16 protein-coding genes, 11 tRNA genes and 4 rRNA genes are annotated in these 24,816 nt (G+C 44.0%); 2 read left to right on the top strand and 29 right to left on the bottom strand.

All coding sequences use genetic code 11. The features are described from left to right. Positions 1 to 69: 69 nt before the first annotated feature. From ACKXGF_RS00555 to spoIIE, 25 genes are all read right to left on the bottom strand, one after another. Positions 70 to 1,634, bottom strand: a 16S ribosomal RNA gene (locus ACKXGF_RS00555). A gap of 125 nt (positions 1,635 to 1,759) precedes the next feature. Then, positions 1,760 to 1,835, bottom strand: a tRNA-Ala gene (locus tag ACKXGF_RS00550). Between the two features lie 11 nt (positions 1,836 to 1,846). Then, positions 1,847 to 1,920 (bottom strand) — tRNA-Pro (locus ACKXGF_RS00545). 7 nt (positions 1,921 to 1,927) lie between these two features. Then, positions 1,928 to 2,004 (bottom strand) — tRNA-Arg (locus ACKXGF_RS00540). An 8-nt stretch (positions 2,005 to 2,012) separates the two neighbouring features. Then, positions 2,013 to 2,102 (bottom strand) — tRNA-Leu (locus ACKXGF_RS00535). A 6-nt stretch (positions 2,103 to 2,108) separates the two neighbouring features. Continuing rightward, a tRNA-Gly gene (locus ACKXGF_RS00530) sits at positions 2,109 to 2,183 on the bottom strand. 8 nt (positions 2,184 to 2,191) lie between these two features. Next, positions 2,192 to 2,276, bottom strand: a tRNA-Leu gene (locus ACKXGF_RS00525). A 3-nt stretch (positions 2,277 to 2,279) separates the two neighbouring features. Beyond that, positions 2,280 to 2,355, bottom strand: a tRNA-Lys gene (locus tag ACKXGF_RS00520). Between the two features lie 66 nt (positions 2,356 to 2,421). Further along, positions 2,422 to 2,498, bottom strand: a tRNA-Thr gene (locus ACKXGF_RS00515). Positions 2,499 to 2,507: 9 nt separating this feature from the next. Then, positions 2,508 to 2,583 (bottom strand) — tRNA-Val (locus ACKXGF_RS00510). A 10-nt stretch (positions 2,584 to 2,593) separates the two neighbouring features. Beyond that, positions 2,594 to 2,709: ribosomal RNA gene (rrf, locus tag ACKXGF_RS00505) — 5S ribosomal RNA — on the bottom strand. 166 nt (positions 2,710 to 2,875) lie between these two features. Next, positions 2,876 to 5,805, bottom strand: a 23S ribosomal RNA gene (locus tag ACKXGF_RS00500). Positions 5,806 to 5,978: 173 nt separating this feature from the next. Continuing rightward, positions 5,979 to 7,543, bottom strand: a 16S ribosomal RNA gene (locus tag ACKXGF_RS00495). Together the 16S, 23S and 5S rRNA genes with 9 tRNA genes alongside form the textbook arrangement of a ribosomal RNA operon. A 572-nt stretch (positions 7,544 to 8,115) precedes the next feature. Beyond that, positions 8,116 to 9,606 carry a lysine--tRNA ligase gene (gene lysS / locus ACKXGF_RS00490; protein WP_411954432.1) on the bottom strand — a complete coding sequence of 497 codons (1,491 nt, stop codon included), beginning with the start codon at positions 9,604 to 9,606 and terminating at the stop codon, positions 8,116 to 8,118. Between the two features lie 96 nt (positions 9,607 to 9,702). Then, on the bottom strand, positions 9,703 to 10,200 hold the full coding sequence (gene folK / locus ACKXGF_RS00485) for a 2-amino-4-hydroxy-6-hydroxymethyldihydropteridine diphosphokinase (RefSeq protein ID WP_411954431.1): 498 nt from the start codon (positions 10,198 to 10,200) through the stop codon (positions 9,703 to 9,705). Continuing rightward, the gene (folB, locus tag ACKXGF_RS00480; RefSeq protein WP_411954430.1) at positions 10,187 to 10,561 is read right to left on the bottom strand and encodes a dihydroneopterin aldolase; all 375 of its coding nucleotides are present in this window, start codon (positions 10,559 to 10,561) and stop codon (positions 10,187 to 10,189) included. Before folB ends, folK begins: the two co-directional genes overlap by 14 nt. Continuing rightward, the gene (gene folP, locus ACKXGF_RS00475; RefSeq protein WP_411954429.1) at positions 10,548 to 11,387 is read right to left on the bottom strand and encodes a dihydropteroate synthase; all 840 of its coding nucleotides are present in this window, start codon (positions 11,385 to 11,387) and stop codon (positions 10,548 to 10,550) included. Before folP ends, folB begins: the two co-directional genes overlap by 14 nt. Before the next feature lie 31 nt (positions 11,388 to 11,418). Further along, on the bottom strand, positions 11,419 to 12,288 hold the full coding sequence (gene hslO / locus ACKXGF_RS00470; RefSeq protein WP_411954428.1) for an Hsp33 family molecular chaperone HslO: 870 nt from the start codon (positions 12,286 to 12,288) through the stop codon (positions 11,419 to 11,421). Positions 12,289 to 12,290: 2 nt separating this feature from the next. Continuing rightward, positions 12,291 to 13,067, bottom strand: coding sequence for a type III pantothenate kinase (locus ACKXGF_RS00465; RefSeq protein ID WP_411954427.1), 777 nt, complete (start codon positions 13,065 to 13,067; stop codon positions 12,291 to 12,293). Between the two features lie 394 nt (positions 13,068 to 13,461). Beyond that, complete coding sequence (ftsH, locus tag ACKXGF_RS00460; RefSeq protein WP_411954426.1) at positions 13,462 to 15,468, bottom strand: ATP-dependent zinc metalloprotease FtsH; 2,007 nt, start codon at positions 15,466 to 15,468, stop codon at positions 13,462 to 13,464. A gap of 132 nt (positions 15,469 to 15,600) precedes the next feature. Then, positions 15,601 to 16,137, bottom strand: coding sequence for a hypoxanthine phosphoribosyltransferase (hpt, locus tag ACKXGF_RS00455; RefSeq protein ID WP_411954425.1), 537 nt, complete (start codon positions 16,135 to 16,137; stop codon positions 15,601 to 15,603). 11 nt (positions 16,138 to 16,148) lie between these two features. Beyond that, positions 16,149 to 17,519 (bottom strand): tRNA lysidine(34) synthetase TilS, encoded by a 1,371-nt coding sequence (gene tilS / locus ACKXGF_RS00450; protein ID WP_411954424.1) that lies wholly within the window; start codon positions 17,517 to 17,519, stop codon positions 16,149 to 16,151. An 83-nt stretch (positions 17,520 to 17,602) separates the two neighbouring features. Then, entirely contained in the window at positions 17,603 to 18,529 is a 927-nt protein-coding gene (locus tag ACKXGF_RS00445) for a protein kinase domain-containing protein (protein ID WP_411954423.1), read from the bottom strand. Next, a complete protein-coding gene (locus tag ACKXGF_RS00440) occupies positions 18,492 to 19,241 on the bottom strand; it encodes a vWA domain-containing protein (protein WP_306974167.1) in 750 nt (249 codons plus the stop codon). The genes ACKXGF_RS00445 and ACKXGF_RS00440 overlap by 38 nt, the downstream gene beginning before the upstream one ends. A 63-nt stretch (positions 19,242 to 19,304) precedes the next feature. Further along, positions 19,305 to 21,752 carry a stage II sporulation protein E gene (spoIIE, locus tag ACKXGF_RS00435; protein WP_411954422.1) on the bottom strand — a complete coding sequence of 816 codons (2,448 nt, stop codon included), beginning with the start codon at positions 21,750 to 21,752 and terminating at the stop codon, positions 19,305 to 19,307. Between the two features lie 264 nt (positions 21,753 to 22,016). On the opposite strand from spoIIE, the gene ACKXGF_RS00430 reads away from it, so the two are divergent. Both ACKXGF_RS00430 and ACKXGF_RS00425 read left to right on the top strand, forming a co-directional pair. Further along, positions 22,017 to 22,090, top strand: a tRNA-Met gene (locus ACKXGF_RS00430). 15 nt (positions 22,091 to 22,105) lie between these two features. Continuing rightward, a tRNA-Glu gene (locus tag ACKXGF_RS00425) sits at positions 22,106 to 22,177 on the top strand. A gap of 853 nt (positions 22,178 to 23,030) precedes the next feature. Here ACKXGF_RS00425 and ACKXGF_RS00420 read toward each other — a convergent pair. The 4 genes from ACKXGF_RS00420 to yabP all read right to left on the bottom strand — a co-directional run bounded on the left by ACKXGF_RS00420 (position 23,031) and on the right by yabP (position 24,769). After that, complete coding sequence (locus ACKXGF_RS00420) at positions 23,031 to 23,411, bottom strand: S1 domain-containing RNA-binding protein (RefSeq protein WP_167262863.1); 381 nt, start codon at positions 23,409 to 23,411, stop codon at positions 23,031 to 23,033. A 74-nt stretch (positions 23,412 to 23,485) separates the two neighbouring features. Beyond that, positions 23,486 to 23,887: an FtsB family cell division protein gene (locus tag ACKXGF_RS00415; protein WP_411954421.1), complete on the bottom strand. Its 402-nt coding sequence runs from the start codon at positions 23,885 to 23,887 to the stop codon at positions 23,486 to 23,488. Next, positions 23,859 to 24,467 (bottom strand): spore cortex biosynthesis protein YabQ, encoded by a 609-nt coding sequence (yabQ, locus tag ACKXGF_RS00410; RefSeq protein ID WP_411954420.1) that lies wholly within the window; start codon positions 24,465 to 24,467, stop codon positions 23,859 to 23,861. The genes ACKXGF_RS00415 and yabQ overlap by 29 nt, the downstream gene beginning before the upstream one ends. Then, on the bottom strand, positions 24,464 to 24,769 hold the full coding sequence (yabP, locus tag ACKXGF_RS00405) for a sporulation protein YabP (protein ID WP_306974157.1): 306 nt from the start codon (positions 24,767 to 24,769) through the stop codon (positions 24,464 to 24,466). The genes yabQ and yabP overlap by 4 nt, the downstream gene beginning before the upstream one ends. Positions 24,770 to 24,816 lie beyond the last annotated feature (47 nt).

The following is a 24,816-nucleotide window of genomic DNA, read 5'->3' as shown; positions in this document are numbered from 1 at the left end:
TACTTTTCAAAGGATCATCGATCCTTCAAAACTAAACAAAATAGCACTGTCGCCTCCTATATTCCTTAGAAAGGAGGTGATCCAGCCGCACCTTCCGATACGGCTACCTTGTTACGACTTCACCCCAATCATTGGCCCCACCTTCGGCGGCTGGCTCCGTGAAGGTTACCCCACCGACTTCGGGTGTTGCCAACTCTCGTGGTGTGACGGGCGGTGTGTACAAGGCCTGGGAACGTATTCACCGCGGCATTCTGATCCGCGATTACTAGCGATTCCGGCTTCATGCAGGCGAGTTGCAGCCTACAATCCGAACTGAGAATGGCTTTATGGGATTAGCTCGACCTCGCGGTTTGGCTTCCCTTTGTACCATCCATTGTAGCACGTGTGTAGCCCAGGTCATAAGGGGCATGATGATTTGACGTCATCCCCGCCTTCCTCCGGTTTGTCACCGGCAGTCATCCTAGAGTGCCCAACTGAATGCTGGCAACTAAGATCAGGGGTTGCGCTCGTTACGGGACTTAACCCAACATCTCACGACACGAGCTGACGACAACCATGCACCACCTGTCATTCGGTCCCCGAAGGGAAGACCCAATCTCTTGGGTTGTCCGAAGATGTCAAGACCTGGTAAGGTTCTTCGCGTTGCGTCGAATTAAACCACATGCTCCACCGCTTGTGCAGGCCCCCGTCAATTCCTTTGAGTTTCAGCCTTGCGGCCGTACTCCCCAGGCGGAGTGCTTATTGCGTTAACTGCAGCACTAAGGGTTGGACCCCCTAACACCTAGCACTCAACGTTTACGGCATGGACTACCAGGGTATCTAATCCTGTTCGCTACCCATGCTTTCGCGCCTCAGCGTCAGTTACAGACCAGAGAGCCGCCTTCGCCACTGGTGTTCCTCCACATATCTACGCATTTCACCGCTACACGTGGAATTCCGCTCTCCTCTTCTGTCCTCAAGTTCCCCAGTTTCCAATGGCCCTCCACAGTTGAGCTGTGGCCTTTCACATCAGACTTAAGGAACCGCCTGCGCGCGCTTTACGCCCAATAATTCCGGACAACGCTTGCCCCCTACGTATTACCGCGGCTGCTGGCACGTAGTTAGCCGGGGCTTTCTGGTGAGGTACCGTCAAGGTGCCGCCCTATTCGAACGGCACTTGTTCTTCCCTCACAACAGAGCTTTACGATCCGAAGACCTTCATCGCTCACGCGGCGTTGCACCGTCAGACTTGCGTCCATTGCGGATGATTCCCTACTGCTGCCTCCCGTAGGAGTCTGGGCCGTGTCTCAGTCCCAGTGTGGCCGATCACCCTCTCAGGTCGGCTACGCATCGTCGCCTTGGTGAGCCGTTACCTCACCAACTAACTAATGCGCCGCGGGCCCATCTGTGAGTGATAGCTAGAAGCCATCTTTGATCATCGAACCATGCGGTTCGATGCGTTATCCGGTATTAGCCCCGGTTTCCCGGAGTTATCCCCGTCTCACAGGTAGGTTGCCCACGTGTTACTCACCCGTCCGCCGCTCGTTCCACGAGCGTCCACCCCGAAGGGCTTCAGCTCGCTTCCCGCGCTCGACTTGCATGTATTAGGCACGCCGCCAGCGTTCGTCCTGAGCCAGGATCAAACTCTCCAATTAAAGTGTTTGATTTGGCTTATTGTTGTTTCTTATTTCGTCTCCGCTTTCTTCCTATTAACAAATAAGAAGAAAAACGAATTGACGACAGGCTATTTTGTTTAGTTTTCAAGGTTCGATGTTTAAAATGGTGGAGCCTAGCGGGATCGAACCGCTGACCTCCTGCGTGCAAAGCAGGCGCTCTCCCATCTGAGCTAAGGCCCCGTTATGAAGAGTCGGGAAGACAGGATTCGAACCTGCGACCCCTTGGTCCCAAACCAAGTGCTCTACCAAGCTGAGCTACTTCCCGTTTTTTATGGTGCGCCCGAGAGGAGTCGAACCCCTAACCTTCTGATCCGTAGTCAGACGCTCTATCCAATTGAGCTACGGGCGCCAAAAAAGTGGTGCCGAGGGCCGGACTCGAACCGGCACGGTAGTAGAACTACCGCAGGATTTTAAGTCCTGTGCGTCTGCCAATTCCGCCACCCCGGCATCTAATGGAGCGGAAGACGGGATTCGAACCCGCGACCCCCACCTTGGCAAGGTGGTGTTCTACCGCTGAACTACTTCCGCATAAATAATGGTGCGGGTGGAGGGAGTCGAACCCCCACGTCATAAGACACTAGATCCTAAGTCTAGCGCGTCTGCCAATTCCGCCACACCCGCAAATGGTGAGCCATGGTGGATTCGAACCACCGACCCTCTGATTAAAAGTCAGATGCTCTGCCAGCTGAGCTAATGGCTCCTAAAACGAATAGTTCATCATTAAATGCATATTTTATTTTATCAATCTGACGATTGAATTAATAAGTGGTGCCGGCCGAGAGACTCGAACTCCCAACCTACTGATTACAAGTCAGTTGCTCTGCCAGATTGAGCTAGGCCGGCTTATTAAGATGGTGGAGGATGGCGGGCTCGAACCACCGACCCCTTGCTTGTAAGGCAAGTGCTCTCCCAACTGAGCTAATCCTCCATTAATTAAAGCCCGGCGGCGTCCTACTCTCGCAGGGGAAGAACCCCAACTACCATCGGCGCTAGAGAGCTTAACTACTGTGTTCGGCATGGGAACAGGTGTGACCTCTCTGCCATAACCACCGGACAAATAACTTCAAATTTCAACGACAAGTTATATTATATTCACCCTTCATTAAAAATGCAAGGGGTTTTTAAAATTTTGTCTAAGATATTTATGGATAATCTATAAATACCTTCAAAACTAGATAAGATCGATGATACCGCGCAACGTCGACCAGGCGTCTTAACCGTTAGTTAAGTCCTCGATCGATTAGTATCCGTCAGCTCCACGTGTCACCACGCTTCCACCTCGGACCTATCAACCTCATCGTCTCTGAGGGATCTTACTTGCTCGAGGCAATGGGAAATCTCATCTTGAGGGGGGCTTCATGCTTAGATGCTTTCAGCACTTATCCCGACCACACGTAGCTACCCAGCAGTGCTCCTGGTGGAACAACTGGTACACCAGCGGTGTGTCCATCCCGGTCCTCTCGTACTAAGGACAGCTCCTCTCAAATTTCCAACGCCCACGACAGATAGGGACCGAACTGTCTCACGACGTTCTGAACCCAGCTCGCGTACCGCTTTAATGGGCGAACAGCCCAACCCTTGGGACCGACTACAGCCCCAGGATGCGATGAGCCGACATCGAGGTGCCAAACCTCCCCGTCGATGTGGACTCTTGGGGGAGATAAGCCTGTTATCCCCGGGGTAGCTTTTATCCGTTGAGCGACGGCCCTTCCATGCGGAACCGCCGGATCACTAAGCCCGACTTTCGTCCCTGCTCGACTTGTAAGTCTCGCAGTCAAGCTCCCTTCTGCCTTTACACTCTGCGAATGATTTCCAACCATTCTGAGGGAACCTTTGGGCGCCTCCGTTACTCTTTGGGAGGCGACCGCCCCAGTCAAACTGCCCACCTGACACTGTCTCCGAACCGGATCACGGCTCGGGGTTAGAATGTCCGTACAGCCAGGGTGGTATCCCACCGGCGCCTCCGCCGAAGCTTGCGCTCCGGCATCTTAGGCTCCCACCTATCCTGTACAAGCTGTACCAACATTCAATATCAGGCTACAGTAAAGCTCCACGGGGTCTTTCCGTCTTGTCGCGGGTAATGCGCATTTTCACGCATAGTATAATTTCACCGGGTCTCTCGTTGAGACAGTGCCCAAGTCGTTGCACCTTTCGTGCGGGTCGGAACTTACCCGACAAGGAATTTCGCTACCTTAGGACCGTTATAGTTACGGCCGCCGTTTACTGGGGCTTCGGTTCAACGCTTTGTCCCGAAGGACGAACGCATCCCCTTAACCTTCCAGCACCGGGCAGGTGTCAGCCCCTATACTTCGCCTTACGGCTTCGCAGAGACCTGTGTTTTTGATAAACAGTCGCTTGGGCCTTTTCACTGCGGCTCCCTAGGCCGTAGCCTAGATGAGCACCCCTTCTCCCGAGGTTACGGGGTCATTTTGCCGAGTTCCTTAACGAGAGTTCTCCCGATCACCTTAGGATACTCTCCTCGCCTACCTGTGTCGGTTTGCGGTACGGGCACCTCTTTCCTCACTAGAGGCTTTTCTAGGCAGTGTGAAATCCGGGACTTCGGTACTTATGTTCCCTCCCCATCACAGATCATGCGTCCGATGGACGGATTTGCCTATCCATCACACTCTCTGCTTGGGCGTGCACATCCGGTGGCACGCTTCCCTTATCCTCCTGCGTCTCCCCGTCGTTCGAACGGAAAGGAGGTGGTACAGGAATTTCAACCTGTTGGCCATCGCCTACGCCTTTCGGCCTCGGCTTAGGTCCCGACTTACCCTGAGCGGACGAGCCTTCCTCAGGAAACCTTAGGCTTACGGTGAAGAAGATTCTCACTTCTTTTTCGCTACTCATACCGGCATTCTCACTTCTAAGCGCTCCACCAGTCCTCACGGTCTGACTTCTAAGCCCTTAGAACGCTCTCCTACCATTGTCCTGCGGACAATCCGCAGCTTCGGTGATGTGTTTAGCCCCGGTAAATTTTCGGCGCAACGTCACTCGACCAGTGAGCTATTACGCACTCTTTAAATGATAGCTGCTTCTAAGCTAACATCCTGGTTGTCTGAGCAACGTCACATCCTTTCCCACTTAACACATACTTAGGGACCTTAGCTGGCGGTCTGGGCTGTTTCCCTTTCGACTATGAACCTTATCACCCATAGTCTGACTCCCAACGGTAAGTCATTGGCATTCGGAGTTTGACTGAATTCGGTAACCCGATAGGGGCCCCTAGTCCAATCAGTGCTCTACCTCCAAGACTCGCTACGTTGAGGCTAGCCCTAAAGCTATTTCGGAGAGAACCAGCTATCTCTGTGTTCGATTGGCATTTCACCGCTACCCACACCTCATCCCCGCATTTTTCAACATACGTGGGTTCGGGCCTCCAGTCAGTGTTACCTGACCTTCACCCTGGACATGGGTAGATCACACAGTTTCGGGTCTACGATGACGAACTAATGCGCCCTGTTCAGACTCGCTTTCGCTGCGGCTCCAGATCTGCTCTTTAACCTTGCTCGTCCTCGTAACTCGCCGGTTCATTCTACAAAAGGCACGCCGTCACCCATTAACGGGCTTCGACTACTTGTAGGCACACGGTTTCAGGTTCTATTTCACTCCCCTTCCGGGGTGCTTTTCACCTTTCCCTCACGGTACTGGTTCACTATCGGTCACTAGGGAGTATTTAGCCTTGGGAGATGGTCCTCCCGGATTCCGACGGAATAACACGTGTTCCGTCGTACTCAGGATCCACGCCGGAGGATACACCGTTTCGATTACCGGGCTTTTACCGTCTCTGGCGAACCGTTCCAGGTTGCTTCATCTACCGTGTATCTTGATCACTCCGTTTGGCGTGTCCTACAACCCCAAGACGCATGCGCCTTGGTTTGGGCTGTTTCCGTTTCGCTCGCCGCTACTCAGGAAATCGCGGTTGCTTTCTCTTCCTTCAGGTACTGAGATGTTTCAGTTCCCTGAGTTGTCTTCCATGACCTATGTATTCAGCCATGGATACGACCCCATTACGGGTCGTGGGTTTCCCCATTCGGACATCCCCGGGTCGACGCTTACTTACTGCTCGCCGAGGCATATCGGTGTTTGTCCCGTCCTTCTTCGACTCCTAGTGCCAAGGCATCCACCGTGCGCCCTTGTTCACTTAACTAACTCTTAACTCCATGGCGAACCATCAAGTTATGCGTGAAAAGACGCTTGTGTCTTTACTTGCTTTTCGATGCTTTGGTATCTCATCTTATCTAGTTTTCAAGGTACTTTTCAAAGGATCATCGATCCTTCAAAACTAAACAAAATAGCACTGTCGCCTCCTATATTCCTTAGAAAGGAGGTGATCCAGCCGCACCTTCCGATACGGCTACCTTGTTACGACTTCACCCCAATCATTGGCCCCACCTTCGGCGGCTGGCTCCGTGAAGGTTACCCCACCGACTTCGGGTGTTGCCAACTCTCGTGGTGTGACGGGCGGTGTGTACAAGGCCTGGGAACGTATTCACCGCGGCATTCTGATCCGCGATTACTAGCGATTCCGGCTTCATGCAGGCGAGTTGCAGCCTACAATCCGAACTGAGAATGGCTTTATGGGATTAGCTCGACCTCGCGGTTTGGCTTCCCTTTGTACCATCCATTGTAGCACGTGTGTAGCCCAGGTCATAAGGGGCATGATGATTTGACGTCATCCCCGCCTTCCTCCGGTTTGTCACCGGCAGTCATCCTAGAGTGCCCAACTGAATGCTGGCAACTAAGATCAGGGGTTGCGCTCGTTACGGGACTTAACCCAACATCTCACGACACGAGCTGACGACAACCATGCACCACCTGTCATTCGGTCCCCGAAGGGAAGACCCAATCTCTTGGGTTGTCCGAAGATGTCAAGACCTGGTAAGGTTCTTCGCGTTGCGTCGAATTAAACCACATGCTCCACCGCTTGTGCAGGCCCCCGTCAATTCCTTTGAGTTTCAGCCTTGCGGCCGTACTCCCCAGGCGGAGTGCTTATTGCGTTAACTGCAGCACTAAGGGTTGGACCCCCTAACACCTAGCACTCAACGTTTACGGCATGGACTACCAGGGTATCTAATCCTGTTCGCTACCCATGCTTTCGCGCCTCAGCGTCAGTTACAGACCAGAGAGCCGCCTTCGCCACTGGTGTTCCTCCACATATCTACGCATTTCACCGCTACACGTGGAATTCCGCTCTCCTCTTCTGTCCTCAAGTTCCCCAGTTTCCAATGGCCCTCCACAGTTGAGCTGTGGCCTTTCACATCAGACTTAAGGAACCGCCTGCGCGCGCTTTACGCCCAATAATTCCGGACAACGCTTGCCCCCTACGTATTACCGCGGCTGCTGGCACGTAGTTAGCCGGGGCTTTCTGGTGAGGTACCGTCAAGGTGCCGCCCTATTCGAACGGCACTTGTTCTTCCCTCACAACAGAGCTTTACGATCCGAAGACCTTCATCGCTCACGCGGCGTTGCACCGTCAGACTTGCGTCCATTGCGGATGATTCCCTACTGCTGCCTCCCGTAGGAGTCTGGGCCGTGTCTCAGTCCCAGTGTGGCCGATCACCCTCTCAGGTCGGCTACGCATCGTCGCCTTGGTGAGCCGTTACCTCACCAACTAACTAATGCGCCGCGGGCCCATCTGTGAGTGATAGCTAGAAGCCATCTTTGATCATCGAACCATGCGGTTCGATGCGTTATCCGGTATTAGCCCCGGTTTCCCGGAGTTATCCCCGTCTCACAGGTAGGTTGCCCACGTGTTACTCACCCGTCCGCCGCTCGTTCCACGAGCGTCCACCCCGAAGGGCTTCAGCTCGCTTCCCGCGCTCGACTTGCATGTATTAGGCACGCCGCCAGCGTTCGTCCTGAGCCAGGATCAAACTCTCCAATTAAAGTGTTTGATTTGGCTTATTGTTGTTTCTTATTTCGTCTCCGCTTTCTTCCTATTAACAAATAAGAAGAAAAACGAATTGACGACAGGCTATTTTGTTTAGTTTTCAAGGTTCGATATGTGTCGCGTTCGAAAGCGACAATGACTAATATACCAAGTTGAAAACCGAAAGTCAACAACTTTTTATTAATCTTTTTAATCGATTGTTTAAATCGATTTTGCTCTCAAAAAGCGACCTTTTAAATATAACAACTATTGGTTAGAAAGTCAATAGTTATTTTGTGATTTGATTTTGCTGTATGTTCTTTCAAATCACTGTCATTAGCGCGTCTCTCAACGCGACAATTAATAATGTATCACGCCTGAAAATCATACGCAATAGTTTTGTTAATGTAAATTAATTCTGACAAATATCATTTGATTAAACCTATAAATTTCAAAAGGATACTAGCACCATTCTTGTTTTACCATACCATCTATTCACAAATGGCAATACGTTTCTCAACCACAAAAAAAGACTTACCTACACCGTCAATAGTGTGGTAAGTCTTGGCTTCTTCTATACATAATCATTTAAGAGCGATGACGCATTTGTGGGAAGAGTAATACATCACGGATTGATGGGGAATCCGTTAATAACATGATTAATCGATCAATTCCGATCCCTAAACCACCTGTTGGCGGCATCCCGTATTCTAGAGCTTCTAAAAAGTCCTCATCCATGAGATGGGCTTCATCATTACCAGCATCACGTTCTTTCACTTGCGCTTCAAAACGTTCACGCTGATCAATTGGATCATTTAATTCAGAGAATGCGTTCGCATACTCACGACCAACTATAAATAATTCGAAACGATCCGTATAACGGCCATCTTCATCATTCTTCTTAGCTAATGGTGAAATCGCAACAGGATGTCCATAAATAAAAGTTGGTTGGATTAAATGTTCCTCGACTTTTTGTTCAAAGAATTCATTCACGATATGACCAAATGTCATATTATTATCTACATCAACACCATGTTCTTTAGCTAATGTATGAGCTTGTTCATCTGATAGGTCTTGCCAGAAGTCTACCCCTGTATATTCTTTAATGGCGTCAACCATGTGCCAACGCTTCCAACCAGATGATAGATCAACTGAATGTTCACCATACGTTACAGTTGTTGAACCAAGTACATCTTGAGCAATATGAGCAATTAGTGTTTCTGTTAAGTCCATCATGTCATGGTAATCTGCGAATGCTTCATATAACTCAATCATTGTGAATTCAGGATTGTGACGGGTTGAAACTCCTTCATTACGGAAGACTCGGCCAATTTCATACACTTTCTCCATACCACCCACGATTAATCGCTTAAGATGGAGCTCGATGGCAATTCGCATATATAAAGGAATATCTAAAGCATTATGATGTGTTTCGAATGGACGCGCTGAGGCCCCACCTGGAATCGAATGCATCATTGGTGTTTCAACTTCTAAAAAGCCTTGGTCATCTAAGTAACGGCGCATAGATTGCAAGATCTTACTTCTTAATACGAACGTATCTCGGCTTTCTAAGTTCGTAATTAAATCAAGATAACGCTGACGATAACGTTGTTCGACGTCTTTTAAACCATGAAATTTCTCTGGTAGCGGACGCAGTGATTTAGTTAAGAACTCAAATGAATCAGCCTTAACGGATAGTTCACCAACTTTAGTCTTAAACATGACACCTGAAACTCCAACAATATCACCTAGGTCAGCTGATTGGAAAATGTCATAAGCTTCTTCACCTATTCGATCTTTACGAACATAGATTTGCACTTGCCCTGACAAATCTTGAATGTGTGCGAAGCCTGCTTTACCTTTACCCCGCTTCGTCATAATACGTCCAGCGACGGTAACTGTGGTTTCAGATTCCATTTCTTCCAACTCTTCTTTACTATACTGATCATAGGCTGCTTGTAAATCTTTGGCTAGATGGGTACGTTCAAATTTATCACCAAATGGATTGATGCCAGATTCTTGTAATGTTTTTAACTTTTCAAGCCGCATCTGCATTTGGTCATTCATTTCTTCTGACACATTATTCACCTCTATCTATTAAGTAATCCTTCATGATACCTGATAATCTAGTTTAACCACCAGGCGCATTAAACAGAAGGTTAGATCATCGTTTATTCAAATATGTTCTGCATAATACTCTACACCAGCAAGTTCCTCAGAATCAAGTTCATCCACATAGCTTTGAACGGTTTTCTCGCTGATTTTTTCATACTTAGCCAGATCAGACAATGGCACTAACACAAAAGCACGTTCAGTCATTCGTGGATGAGGAATCGTTAAACGGTCGGTTTCTAACGTCGTCTGAGCAAATAACAAAATATCTAAATCGATCTGCCTTGGTCCGTTTCGAAACGTTTTCTCACGGCCGACAGACTCCTCAATCGATTGCGTTAACACTAATAATTCTAACGGTTCATAGGTGGTATCAACAGCGACCACCATGTTTAGAAAAGCCGCTTGATCAAGAAAACCGACTGGTGCGGTTTGATAGACTCTTGATGACGCTACGAAATCCACACGTTCATCTTGAGATAAAGCTTCAATAGCCTCTTTCAAATAAGTTTCCCTTGGTTCAATATTCGACCCTAAAGCGATATAACTACGATAAGCCATAAGGGCGCTCCCGTTCGATCTCCACTGCAACCGATTGGTAATAACCTGGGATTGGCGGACCTGGTTTATCAATCGTAATTTTAATCGCTTCTAAAATTGAAAATGCTCGAAACATGTTTTCAGCCAAAGTTTCAGCAACAGCTTCCACTAAGTTATACGCTTCACCTTCAACAACAGCCTGAGCGACTTCATAGGCTTGACCATAATCAATGCTTTCATCCATGTTGTCAGTTTTACCTGATGACGTTAAATCCAACATAAGCTCTAAGTCGACTGTAAAACGTTGACCTAACTTATTCTCTTCTGGAAACAAGCCGTGATACCCATAAAACATCATGCCATTTAACTTAATCTTGTCCATGTTCATTCCACCCTTTACCAAGCATTGCATCCATCATGTCTACTGCACGTTTTACTTCCTTCACATCGTGAACCCGTACAATATCAGCACCCTGGCTTACACCCTGACAAATCGTCGCAATCGTTCCTTCTAATCGTTCTTCAACAGGTAAATCCAGCGTTTTACCCACAATTGATTTACGTGAGGTTCCTAGTAAAATCGGATAACCGAGTGTCTTCAACTCTTTTAAACATCGCATGACAAGTAAATTTTGCTGATGTGTTTTACCAAAACCGACGCCAGGGTCTAAAATAATTTGCTCGTCATTAACCCCTTGTTGTTTCACGATTTCAATGGATTCCTTCAAAGAGGTTTTTATATCATCCATGAGATCGTCATAATCTGGTTCAGTTTGATTATGCATTAAAATGATCGGACAGTTATATTTCTTTGCAACGGCCCCAATCTCTGGGTCATGCTTAGCACCCCATACATCATTGATGATTGTCGCACCTGCTCGAACCGCAGCCTCAGCTGTTTTAGCTTTAAACGTATCGATTGAAATGGGTACAGATATATGATCGCTTAGCGCTTGAATCACCGGAACCACTCGATCAATTTCTTCTTCTGCTGAAACAGGCGTGTGTCCAGGGCGTGTAGACTCCCCGCCGACATCAATCACTGTCGCACCATCTGCTACCATTTGCTCCGCCTGTGCCACAGCCCGTTCTAGATTATTAAACTGTCCACCATCTGAGAATGAATCGGGTGTTACATTTAGAATTCCCATAACCATTGTCTGATCGAATAATTGAAGCGACTGGTTCATAGGTTGAGTATCTTGCATGAAGATCCCCCTTTCCACACTAACTTCTAAATTAGCTCTTTAATTCGCTCAATTCGTCTGCTGACAAATGATAGACCTCATTACAGAAGTGGCATGTTGCCTCTGCTCCACCATCTTCTTCAATCATCGACTGAATTTCTTCGTTTCCAAGTGAAGCAATCGCATTTTCCGTACGTTCTTTAGAACATGAACAACTGAATTCAACGTTCTGTTGTTCAACAACATGCCATTCATGTCCTTCAAAAAAGCTCTCCAGAATATCTTCTGGTTTTTTGCCTTGTTGAATTTGTGTTGAAACGGTTGTCATTTGATTAATCCGTTCTTCAACAGTCGAGATCGTTTCCTCAGTCGCACCAGGCATCATTTGAACAATAAAACCACCTGAAGCTAAGATTGAATAATCTGTATCAACCAAAACACCCGCACCCACAGCTGATGGGACTTGTTCTGATGTCACAAAATAATACGTAAAGTCTTCACTAATTTCACCCGAAACAATCGGAACTTGACCTGTGAAATTATTTTTTAGCCCGATATCTTTCACGACGCCAATCGTACCGTTTGTTCCAACAGCACGGCGAACATCTAATTTGCCATGTTCATTTGAATCAAAGTCGACATGTGGGTTTTTGAGATAACCTCGTATTTCACCTTTTGCGTTTCCGTCTGCAACGATTGCACCGATCGGACCGTCACCTTCAACTTTAACCGTCAACTTATCATCACCTTTAAGCATGGCGCCCATCATCGACGTAATCGTCATCGTTCGACCTAAAGCTGCTGATGCAGTTGGCCATGTATCATGGCGGCGACACGCTTCATTCACAAATTGTGTTGATTCAATCGCATAAGCACGGACTTGTCCGTCAAATGCAGTTGCCTTAACTAGATAATCACTCATGATTATTCTCCTTTCTCATTCGCGCAATATATCTCATATAAACCATGTAATGTCAGTTCAGTATCGACATAATCAATAGTTTCAGATCCTTTACCAATTAATCTAGCCAAGCCACCTGTTGCGACAACAGTTGGCTTTTGATTAGCTTGAGCTTTAAATTGGTTCACGACAGCATCCACTTGGCCGACGTAGCCATAATAGATTCCTGATTGCATCGCTTCTACCGTTGATTGTCCGACCACTTGATGCGGGCGACCAATCTCAATGCGTGGCAATTTAGCTGCTTTAGCGTACAATGCTTCGGTCGAAATATTGATGCCAGGTGCAATCGCTCCACCTACATATTCTTCATTTTCATTGACATAACAATAGGTCGTCGCCGTCCCAAAATCAATAATAACAGCCGGCGCGCCATACATCTTAATGGCACCAACTGCGTTAACAATACGGTCTGCACCAATTTCCTGAGGATTCGGGTAAGCCATTTTCAAATGAGCATCCACGCGTTGGCTTCCCACAATCAATGGTTTCAAGTGAAAATAGTTTTCACACATCTTCTCTAAAGAAAACATAATCGGAGGCACCACTGATGATATGATTACACCATCAAAGTCATCGAATGATAGCCCGTGGTGTTGCAACAAAGCTTTCACCTGCATGGCGTACTCATCTTCCGTTTTATGACGATCGGTTGCAATGCGCCACTGGTAAGTTAATTGGTCTTGTTCAAACACACCCATAACGGTATTGGTATTGCCTACGTCTAACACAAATATCATACTGTCACACCATTTCTTTATAACAATTTAATAACGCGTCATTAGCTTGATGTTTCATTCAACGTAAATCATACCACAAACACTCAGTTTTTGTCGTGAAACCTACTCAAAAACTCAATGAATTAGCGGTATAACAATAGCCTTTTTATCTTTTAGTGGTGAATTTAATTGGTTAAGCACTAAGTTGTTGAATTGTGAGGAGCGAAGGTGGCGACTCCTGCGGGAATAGCACGAGTCTCGAGACCCCGCAGGAAGTGCTTTTCTTCCGAGGAGGCTCGAGCCGTGCCCGCGGAAAGCGTCCACCGATAGCGGATCACAATTCAACAACGGTTCAAGCTAAACCAACAACAAAAAACCTACCCTGAATGATTCAGGGTAGGTTGGGATCACTTGATTATTCTTTACGACGATCGTCATCTGATGCCTCATCATCTGAAGCAGTCTCATCTTGTGATTGAATATTAACTTGAACGTCTTGATTGTCATCTGAATCATCTTGACCATCTGTTTCAGTCTCTTCAGATGTTTGTTCAGAAGGAGTCTCATCAACCTCTTCTTCTTCGAGTGGCTCTGGTAATACGCCATCTTCGAAAAGACCTTTAATCTGACGAGCATCAAGTGTTTCAACTTCAAGTAATGTTTTCGCAATGATTTCTAATTGCTCTTTATGCTCTGACAAGATACTGTGAGCACGTTCGTAACAATCATTAATAATTGCTTGTACTTCTTGGTCAATCACATAAGCGATTTGATCACTGTAATTTGGTTCATTCTGAATGTCCTTACCTAAGAAGACTTGGCCTCCAGAACTACCAAATTGTAATGGACCTAACTTCTCGCTCATACCGAATTCCGTTACCATCTTACGGGCAATGTTTGTTGAGCGTTGGAAGTCATTATGAGCGCCAGTACTTGCTTCACCGAAGATTAATTCTTCAGCAACACGACCACCTAATAAGCCCGTGATCTTATCAAGCAATTCTGGTTTTGTTTGGAAATAACGGTCTTCTTTAGGAAGCATTACCGCATAACCACCAGCTTGACCACGTGGCACGATTGTTACCTTATGAACCATATCGGCTTCATCAAGCACCATACCAATAACTGTGTGTCCACTTTCGTGGTAAGCGACAATGTTTTTCTCTTTATCAGAAATGACACGGCTCTTCTTGGCAGGACCTGCAATCACACGGTCAATCGCCTCATCGACGTGTTCCATTTCAATCTTCTTAGCGTCAGAACGTGCAGCAACTAAAGCTGCCTCGTTTAATAAGTTTTCTAGGTCTGCACCTGTAAATCCAGGTGTTCTTAACGCAATCGCTTTAACGTCCACTGATTCACTTAATGGTTTGTTACGTGCGTGGACTTGTAAGACTTCTTGACGTCCTTTAACGTCTGGGTTCTGTACCGGAATTTGACGGTCAAAACGACCAGGACGTAATAACGCTGGGTCAAGAATGTCTGGGCGGTTTGTCGCCGCCATCATAATAATACCTTCATTGACACCAAAACCGTCCATTTCAACAAGTAATTGGTTTAATGTCTGTTCACGTTCGTCGTGGCCACCGCCGACACCAGCGCCACGCTGACGTCCAACTGCATCAATTTCGTCAATGAAAATAATGCACGGTGCGTTTTTCTTCGCATTTTCGAATAAGTCACGTACACGTGACGCACCAACACCGACAAACATTTCAACGAAGTCAGAACCACTGATTGAGAAGAATGGTACGCCTGCTTCACCAGCTACTGCCTTCGCAAGTAATGTCTTACCAGTACCTGGAGGGCCAACGAGTAAAACACCTTTTGGAATACGCGCGCCCAATTCAGAGAATTTACGCGGATCCTTCAAGAACTCAACAACTTCTACAAGCTCTTGTTTCTCTTCATCAGCACCTGCTACTTCATTAAATTTGGTCTGTTTCTTATCTTCAGTATACATCTTCGCCTTACTCTTACCAAAGTTCATCATACGGCCACCGCCGCCTTGCATCTGGCTAAGTAAGAAGAAGAACAGAATGAAGATAATTAAAAACGGAATAAGTGTTGTAAAAAATCGCGCCCAAGCACTTGGCTCTTCAGCCGCCTGAACATCGACTAGGCCTTGATCTCGAGCTGTTTCCACAACATTATTAACGATTTCTTCAGTTGCTGGAATTTCAGCACGGAAAGATTCAGCCTCTCCTGCATCACCAGGTTGATATTCACCTGTTACATCATACGCGAAGTTCGTATATTGTAAGTTTAATTCTTCAATTTGGTCGTTTTCTAAGACCCCTTGAAATTCATCATAAGTGAGTTGTTCCGTTTCCGGACTCGGATTGTTCAACATTCCGATAATTCCGATGACAACTAAAAAGATTATTAAGTAAAATATGGTATTTCGGAACACCCGATTCATCACTAACCTCCTCCTAAGCTATGTGCAAACTAAGCTGTCTACCCATCATCTATAGTTCATTGCTTGTTTCCTTATTTAAGTGCAAAACTAAACTTATGTTATCATAATTATTTTACCTACCTCAAACAATAACTATGAATAAATCTCTTCTTTTAAAACCCCGATATACGGAAGGTTTCGATAACGCTCTTGAAAGTCCAGTCCATAACCAACAACAAAGGCGTCTGGTACTTCAAAACCTACAATGTCTGCAAACACATCAGCTTTACGACCTGATGGCTTGTCTAACAATGTCACGATTGTAATGGAATTCGCTTGACGATACCTAAATAAGTCGACTAAATAACTTAATGTTAAGCCACTATCAATAATATCTTCGATGATCAACAAATCTCGACCTTTAACTTGTGTATCCAGGTCTTTCACGATTCGAACTTCCCCAGATGATTCCATGCCGCCGCCATAGCTTGAGACATCCATAAAGTCAATTTCCACATGCGTTTCAACACGTTTTAATAAATCATTCATAAACGGCATAGCACCTTTTAAGACACCTACTGCCAGAGGGAACTTCCCGTCAAAGTTACGTGTGATTTGCGCTCCTAATTCTTCTGCTTTCGCTTGAATTTCCTCTTCAGAAATCAAGACTTCTTTAATTTCATTATGCAAAACAAATCCCCCTATGATTCACTTTCATCGATTGAAAGTATGATATGACGTGTATCCGATAAATCAGCCCAATCGCTCTGTTTTAATAATGGAATCCACAACACACGACCATTTGCATCTGTCACCACCGGCCATGTATCACGCTCATTTAAAGGAACTTTTTCATCAATGAAAATATCCTTTACTTTTTTATGACCATTTAATCCTTTAGGCCGTATACGATCACCTGGACGTCTTGTCCTAACGGTTAACGGCCATGATACATCTGATTTTGAACCAACCATAATACGATCATTCAAATTGAGTTTTTTACTATGTTCAGAACTTATCTCTTGAACCTGTATGGTCCACCCATTGGGTAGCCGCTTCAGATCGCCAATATTCAATGGGATCTCATAACTCGTCGTTTCGAATGTCTGGGTTGTAACCGTACACGTATCGTAGGATTTAATAGCCTTTAACCCTTGTCGTAACGTCCATTCACTATTAGGCGTTTCAGATGCTAACCACTCTTTAAACGATTGAAAATCACGCCGATAAGACTGATTACTTACACTAAGATAGTTTAATATTAGATGAAAGCCTCGCCTTTGTAAAGGTAATGGTAGGGCCTCAAAAAAATTAATTGAAAAGGTCACCTTTTGTTCACAAAATTGGCTGATCGCCATCATACGTTCCAAAGCCCATTCATTTAACAGCTGATGATCTTGGGATAATTCATGATGAAGATCCATAGCACTATTATGTATATTAGGATTCTCTGATTGAACAAATGGTAACAGCTGATGACGGAAACGATTGCGTGTATAGTCATCCGAGGCATTACTTGGGTCTTCACGAAAAGGAATCGAATGTTGATTGACATAATCCTTAATCTGATCCTTACTCACCTTTAACAAAGGACGAATAACGTGAAGCGAATCTAACTGTTTACTAGCGTCCATGCCTCTTGGAAAGACGCCTTTACTTAGGCGCATGAACATCGTTTCAATTTGGTCATCACCATGATGGGCTAAAACAAGTTTTCCAGATTCACTCACTTCTTTTGCGAAGGCATCATAACGTAATGTTCGCGCTGCTTCTTGTACACCTGTTTGGGTCCTTTGTTGATAAGCTTTAGTATCAACTTTAAGTACGCGACAAGGAATGGATAACTTGGCAGCCTGATTAGCCACGAACAAACTGTCCGCTTCAGATTCTTCACCGCGCAACTGATGATCCACCGTTAGGACTGTAAGGGTTAAATTCCAATCTGATTGTATGCTGTACAGTAAATGGAGTAACGCCATGGAATCAACGCCCCCTGATACAGCAACATAAAGGTCATCACCTTGTTGAATTAGCCCCTGCTCTTGGATAAATTGTTTTACTTGTTCTTCCATAAGACAAGCCGCCCTTTTGATGATTCATCACCACTTTATCGTACCATTATACCAAATCCTCATTCAATTAACAGCGGGAGCGACTATAATAATATATAGATCATGAATCCATTAAATGCCACCATTCCACTCAATGTAATTAAGTCACGTTCACTGATGCGCCTATTATTTACTTTAGTCGTGCGTTGTTGGACTGGGCGAGAGCGGATTAAATGTTGCACGACTTGATCAACATCACGTTTCATATGCAAAGCGTCACGGTATTTTCCTAATAAGGCTTGTTTGATTACTTGTTGAAAAGGCGTAATCCGCTTGCTACTAGATAAGAAGCGCCAAAGCATTTGTTGCTGACCGTTGGAATCAAATTTCAATGGGCGTTCAGCGTGCATCAAACAAATCGCCAAGGCAAACAGATCGTAGGTTGGTTCAGCTTTTCGTCCACCTAGCCGCCAAAACCCTCGATCGTATATCGAGGTATATTCCCGAATACCACGTCCAATCTGCGTAACACCACCAACATCTACTAACCGAATTCGTTTCAAACCATCGTCAAAAATCATATTATCTAGCTTTAAATCACCAAAAATATAATCCATACTATGAAGTTGATGAAGTTCAGATAAGAGTCGTGACATTAACCTTCCAAGATCAACTAATGATAACTTCCCCACTAGCGATGTCATAGGTTTACCTTGCACATATTCCATCACGTAAAAGCTTTGCTTCATTCGATTAGGAAGATAACCATCATCTACATCGATTAAAGAAGGCCCAAGTGAAACACTTTGGGCCCGCTGCAATTTCTTTAAAATATTAGCTTCAGCCGTCACAACAGATGGATCGCGACTAATTTTCAAGGCCACTTTCTTACCCGATGCTTCAACAAGGTAAGTTGACCCTCGCGCACCTTCGCCTAATAGCTGTTTAATCTGATACTGTCGTTTATGCCACAAACCATTAATCCGCGTCCCATTAGCTAGACGAACGGTAGGATGGATCGATGACATCATATGCTGCCCCTCTCATTACATCATCTTGTTCACTAATATGGAAGGCCTTTGCCGCTTCACGTAATGCTGCACCTGTAGGGGTAATACCACCCACAGCAAACTTCGGAAATACCTTAGCAATTCGTTTACCATCATCCGTCCAATCAAGCAGCAACTTCACAACTTGCTTACGAGTCGGGAACTGATAAACCGTATACATAAATTGACCTTGTCTTGCATCTAAACTAATCATCAAATCATCTAAGGCCTCTTTCACAGCTGACATTTTCGTTTGCATACTAGCACTCGTATCCACTAGAATCACCATATTTAAATCAACTGTTTCACTTAAATCTTCCATCACTTCTTGTACTTCACCCCTTGTCTCAGGTGGCAAAGCTTCTTCATTTGTTTCATCACCTAAAATACTCTTTAGCTCTTGATTCACATAACCTTGGATCGTTTGCGTCATAGCTTGCTGCGTGACCATTTGCATCGTTTCAGATAAGTCATCCGCATATACAATCCGACTAACCCCTTTACCTGCTTCAGCTATTTCATTGACTTCACGCAAGCCAATCGGTTCTTCTGTTTGATCATCATCTAATACACCAATCACATTAACAGACACCCCTGTTGATACAATGTGACGACTAACAGCCACTGGATCTTCTCCTTGATTGGAACACCCATCTGTGATTAATAGAATCTGACTAACACTACCTTTATTCAACTGCCAACGCCTCCTTCAACATTTACAATCATTGTTGACAGTCAAAAATAGAAATATACGTCATTAAACCGTAGCCACGGAGGAGAAAGAAGCCCATTTCGGACGACTCTTTTCGATTTTCGTCACTAACACAGTCATATCATCGACTATAGACCCGTGATGACTACGAATCGTTTCTTCTAATATTAAATCTGCCACATCTTGAGGATCATCTGTTTCGAGCTCACGAATTTTCCGTTTCAACCACATTTCCCGGTTATCTTCAGTTGCCGCAGACTCTAAAATCCCATCACTCACCATAACGAGTAAGTCGCCATCTTTAAGCGATTCATAAACTGGTTCCACATCGAATTCTTCTAAAATACCAATCGGTAAGTTGCCCGATTCAATCGGGTAGACAGCATCGCCTCTTTTAATAAAACTCATCATAGCACCAATTTTCAAGAAGTTTACATGTGGTTCTTGTAAATCAATCACGGCCAGATCAAGCGTCGCATAGATCTCATCGGATGTTCGCAACGATAGAATCGAATTAATCGACTGTAAAGCGACTTGTTCATTTATACCCGATTGTAAAATTTGTTTAAGTAGTTTCAATGTTTCCGAGCTTTCTAAATAAGCCCGTTCACCATTCCCCATACCATCACTAATTGCTAACACAAAGCGACTCTTTCCTAACGGCAACGTCATATATGTGTCGCCTGATAGTAGATTGCCTTGTTTCGCGGCATGAGCTACTCCTGAAGCTAACTGATAATTTTTCACCGAACTAAAGACAAACGTCCGGTCACCATGCCGTTCTGAAGAAGCCGTTTCTTCGTCTACTACAACGGTTTCATTTAATAAATCAGATAATAACGGAGCAATGACTTTTTCCGCTTCTCCGTGATAATCGTTAAAATAGAGTGTCATTTCTAAATCAATATTACCCTTATCAATCGAAAATAATTCCAAATGCTCCAATGAATAACGGTTCTCATAAAGCACGCGGCGAATCATTTGTTCATGCCAAACATAATCTTCTCGTTCCTTTACCATTTCTGTAGCAAAATTATTCATCACTTCTGATACACCATTAAGTTGTTCCGATACAAACTGGCGACTTTCTCTTACTTGTTGTTTTAACCGCTTATTCGCTTTATAAAATGAGAATTCATAACGCATTTGATCCACGACCTGATCACTTTTCACACAGAAATTCCGCAATTTCCCCATTTGAAAATTAAGCTGTGACGAGTCTCGTTCTTCAATCGCCATCATCATTTGCTTTAAGACAGGATAAGTACGATCAAATTGATTCACCCAACAAGTCTGTTTCTTGAGACAGGTTTGACACGTCTTTTCCGTCACCCGACTCAAATACTCGTCCACGTCATGCATATCATCAAACTTTGTTGTATCCGTTTCAATCGAGGCAAAACTATCCGATAAAGCTTCGAACATTTCAGAGAATCGTTCTACTCGATTCGCAGTTGCGTCACGAACTTTTTGTAAATACTGCTCGTTTTCAGCCTGAGCTTCTTCCGTTCCAGGAACATATTTAGCCACTTTCTTACCAAGCATTGATGGTGTCAGCAGAAATAAACCAGCTGCTATGACGGTCTGCCATAACAGATTGTGTAGCGACATCATTTCAATGTTATAAATACCAATTAATAATGCAGCAATAAGTGCACCGAACGTCATCACGGTTCTGTTAACATTTTTTAACAATCCAGCTAATAAACCAATTAGCGCTAATAAGCTAATCTGATAAAGTTCAATAGCACTCGTCAAACTCAGCATCAACCCAACCATCACGCCGACAGCCGAACCCGCCGTCGTTCCTGCTACTAAAGCAGCAAATAACACAATGTAGATCGCCATGATCTGGTCGATCGCAATACCATTGATGGTTAATCCGACCATGCCTGTTAACACAGCTGTCGCTAATATCATGGCACAGATCATTTCTTCTACTTTGAATTTCGCGCGAGGTGGTTTTAGAGAATTAAATGGATACGCTTGCAAAAATACCATCACTAAAAATCCAGCAAGCGTACCTTCAATCACAAACATCGTCATGTCATAAATCGTAAAAACACCTTCAAAGGCAACAATCATTAGCCTTGCTAACACAACACTCGCACCACTTGTCAAAGCCAACCATTTCAGACGTTTTGAACGAGTTTGCCCCCAATGATGGTCAATCATTAGCATCAACAAACTACTCAAACTGATAAAAACTGCGTGTGGGATACTAACAGTTAAAGCCCCTAATATCATACACAACATCGTCAATGGAGCAAACGACCGTTTTGTAACCGCTGTGACAGCCAAGAAAGCGATCGCAAAAGGCGAAATGTCCGATAATATAATGGCTCGTCCTAGTAATAATCCTAATAAGTACCATAATAGTCCGTACGTAATCATCAATTGATAGAAAAACTTTGCCAACCTATTGAGTACTGGCATCGTTTCGTTTAGGCGACGATTACTGGCGAATATAGATCGTTTTGATAGAGAACTCACGTCATCACCACCCCTTATATGCACAGTTAATCACGAATATGACTAAAACTTTGTCAAAATCACGAGTAGCAATGGAAAAAATTTTCGACTTTTCCTTTCGTTAATTGATGAAATAAGCGTACAAATAAGATTCAGGGTACATGCTTTTACAAGGGTTGATGAACATCAACAAAATTTACAAGAGAAATCGTTGAAATCTTGTTGACACACGTACTCTCGTATTGTACTATAATCTTTGTGCTCAACAGAGCAGATTTAAAACTTGGCGGTGTAGCTCAGCTGGCGAGAGCGTACGGTTCATACCCGTGAGGTCGGGGGTTCGATTCCCTCCGCCGCCACTTTTTTAATACTGAGGCCCGTTGGTCAAGCGGTTAAGACACTGCCCTTTCACGGCAGTAACACGGGTTCGAGTCCCGTACGGGTCACTAAAAATAAAGCCCGACATTGTTTTGAAAACAATGTCGGGCTTTTTATGTATACTATATCGTTTTATGAGTATGAAAATAACAGATTTGAGGTAACTCCATTCGGTCCAGCCCTAAGAGAAAAGGTTATAAATAACACAGTAGATACGATTAAAATTCGGATAACGTTTCATAGTCCCATTTTGATTTATATAACAAAATTTGTTAGTTTTTATTCCTAAATTAACATTACAAATATTAACCTTATTAACAACCGTACTTAGATTTTATTTAAACTTTGCAATGAAGGTGATAATACGAGCGTTAAATACTATGTTATTTAAATGATTATTTTTGATGCCAATTACGATTTATTCTGGTTATTTAGAAAAGTATTATGAAATTTTATGCTAAAATTAACATAAAGATCGTAAAAGGGTGTACTTAAACTGACGGGCAGTAATATGAAACAACAATAAACACCTATATTGGAGGTAATGTATATTATATTTGTTACTTTTCTATTCATTGGATGGATTTTAATGCCTATCCTGTGTATTATATTTTGTTTGAATTTAGTTTCTATTTTTAAAAAGGTAAAAAAAGAAGAAGAAACTACAGTCAATACCGTTTGGCTTACAGTATCTTTTACTCTTATTATGTGGAGTATTGCAATGCTCACTTCAGCAAGTGTGTATTAAACTATCGAGAGGTTGAATAAGTAAGTTAAATATGAAGTTAAATTGCGCTTATATCCCAATAAATATATTAGAGCCTATTTTAAAGCCAATAAAAAAATGCCACAACAGAACCATGTTCCGTTGCAGCTTTTCTAAAATCGCTATATATTGACTTATCTAAATAGACAGCAAGATTACCCTCTTTTAGCACCACCGCCACCACGGCGAGATTCCGTATGCTTTTTAAGTGAGGACATCTTTTCTTCACTATCCTTTAAAAATTTGTTCATTTTTGATTCAAAGTTTTCTGCGCGTTTCTTCTGTTCTTCGCGCTCATATTTCACATCCGCCTTTTTAATGGATAATCCAATCTTGCCATTATCCTCTACATTTAAAACTTTAACCTCGACCTCATCACCGACGGATAAGTGTTCGCTAATGTCCTTAACGAACTGATCTGCTACCTCACTAATGTGGACCAAGCCAGTTGACCCATCTGGAAGCTCAACAAAAGCTCCAAAATTCGTAATGCGGGTCACCTTACCGTGCAACTTGCTGCCTACTTCAACTGACATAAAGAAAATGCTCCTCCTTAATAATAATAAGAAAATCTACTCTTTATCATTATATATAAGCTCGATTAAAAGTGTCAATAAGAAGGCTCACCTTCTTCACTGTCTTCAGGCAAGTTGAAAATCACTTCACCTTCACGCGAGAAGAAATAATCTTTCCGTGCGATTTGTAATAAATACTCAGTGTCATTTAATAATTCAACTTCTCGTTCTAATCGATCTTGTTCATCCTTCGCTGCTTTTAATTCCTCTTGAAGTTGTTCTTGTTCTGCTTTTTTATCATCATGTATGGCTTGTTGTTGTATATAATAACCTGAAAGTGTTCCGGCTACTAATAAGAAAAGTAAACCAAAGGCGATTAAGCGACGTTTCAGAAGCTTTTTCTCTCTTCGCTTTCGAGCAAGATAAGCTTCTTGTTCTTTTACGTATGTTGAATCTAACTTTTCAACATTATCCATTTTTTTCTTCTTCTTGAACATCCCTTGCACGCCTCCTTTTCTTTATAAGTAGCACTAGTTTTTTCCACATAAACCTAATTCTATTATCGCAAGTTTCGACGAAGTGTTTAAGGTACTTTTTTACTATTCTTGGCACAAACGGCGCCAATAATAGCTTGATCAGCTTCATTAAAGTCACTATTAATCGCCATACAATACTTAAAACAAAAACGACTATGCCCGTCAACACGCGAAAAATCCACGTTAAAGGTTTAACAATCACATGATCTATAAGCTGATAAATAATGCGAAAGCATGCGGACAAAAAATTCAAAAAATACGCAAAAATTCGTAGAAATATGGCTTGAAACAGCGCATAATATGTCGAAATACCTAGAGCTAAGGCGATTACAAAATAAAATCGCAGCGCTCCACCGTTAAGTTGAAATAGGGTATAGTACAACCATACCCCCACTAACCCACAAAATAAACTATCAATTACTAATCGGTTCTTAAAATCATGCGGACGAACCAACTGCTTGTACACATCAAAAAGTGCACCGATTAGTAATCCGCATAGAATAAGGACGAGCATCGTGGTGAATTGTGTTGTTAGCGTCATTTCAATAACTTGCTAAAGAATCCTTTAGCAGGCTGTTGTTTAGACTCGTCGATATAATCAAAAGAATAGATTTTACCTTGAATCGTGAGCAACCCTTCATCAACATTTAAATTCTTCATATGCAAATTATGGCCGCGCACCATCAAGTACCCTAGTGATGTCTTTAACAGAAATTCCTCTGTATCAAAACTATCGACATCCAAAACCCCTGTTAACTTCAGTTCCTTTCGATCAGTCAAAGTCACAGCATGTTCTCGTTTTTCCTCGCGCTCTGGTTGATAGAGTGATTTTTCATATGGCATGTCTACCCCTCCTATTCACTAGCCATCTTATGACTAGCAATAAGAGT

It is taken from the genome of Alkalibacillus sp. S2W (genome assembly GCF_046764385.1).
GTDB lineage: Bacteria > Bacillota > Bacilli > Bacillales > Alkalibacillaceae > Alkalibacillus > Alkalibacillus almallahensis.
Note: the sequence above shows the minus strand (reverse complement) of the source record. Positions and strands in the feature narration are given on the sequence as shown.

Bases quoted from the DNA above. Each gene is read 5' to 3' on its own strand.
- ACKXGF_RS00465 (WP_411954427.1), bottom strand. From the start codon at position 13,067: ATGATATTTGTGTTAGACGTAGGCAATACCAATACCGTTATGGGTGTG.
- tilS (WP_411954424.1), bottom strand. From the start codon at position 17,519: ATGGAAGAACAAGTAAAACAATTTATCCAAGAGCAGGGGCTAATTCAA.
- folP (WP_411954429.1), bottom strand. From the start codon at position 11,387: ATGCAAGATACTCAACCTATGAACCAGTCGCTTCAATTATTCGATCAG.
- ACKXGF_RS00415 (WP_411954421.1), bottom strand. From the start codon at position 23,887: ATGTTCAAGAAGAAGAAAAAAATGGATAATGTTGAAAAGTTAGATTCA.
- ACKXGF_RS00445 (WP_411954423.1), bottom strand. From the start codon at position 18,529: ATGATGTCATCGATCCATCCTACCGTTCGTCTAGCTAATGGGACGCGG.
- folB (WP_411954430.1), bottom strand. From the start codon at position 10,561: ATGGACAAGATTAAGTTAAATGGCATGATGTTTTATGGGTATCACGGC.
- yabQ (WP_411954420.1), bottom strand. From the start codon at position 24,467: ATGACGCTAACAACACAATTCACCACGATGCTCGTCCTTATTCTATGC.
- folK (WP_411954431.1), bottom strand. From the start codon at position 10,200: ATGGCTTATCGTAGTTATATCGCTTTAGGGTCGAATATTGAACCAAGG.
- yabP (WP_306974157.1), bottom strand. From the start codon at position 24,769: ATGCCATATGAAAAATCACTCTATCAACCAGAGCGCGAGGAAAAACGA.
- ACKXGF_RS00420 (WP_167262863.1), bottom strand. From the start codon at position 23,411: ATGTCAGTTGAAGTAGGCAGCAAGTTGCACGGTAAGGTGACCCGCATT.
- ftsH (WP_411954426.1), bottom strand. From the start codon at position 15,468: ATGAATCGGGTGTTCCGAAATACCATATTTTACTTAATAATCTTTTTA.
- hslO (WP_411954428.1), bottom strand. From the start codon at position 12,288: ATGAGTGATTATCTAGTTAAGGCAACTGCATTTGACGGACAAGTCCGT.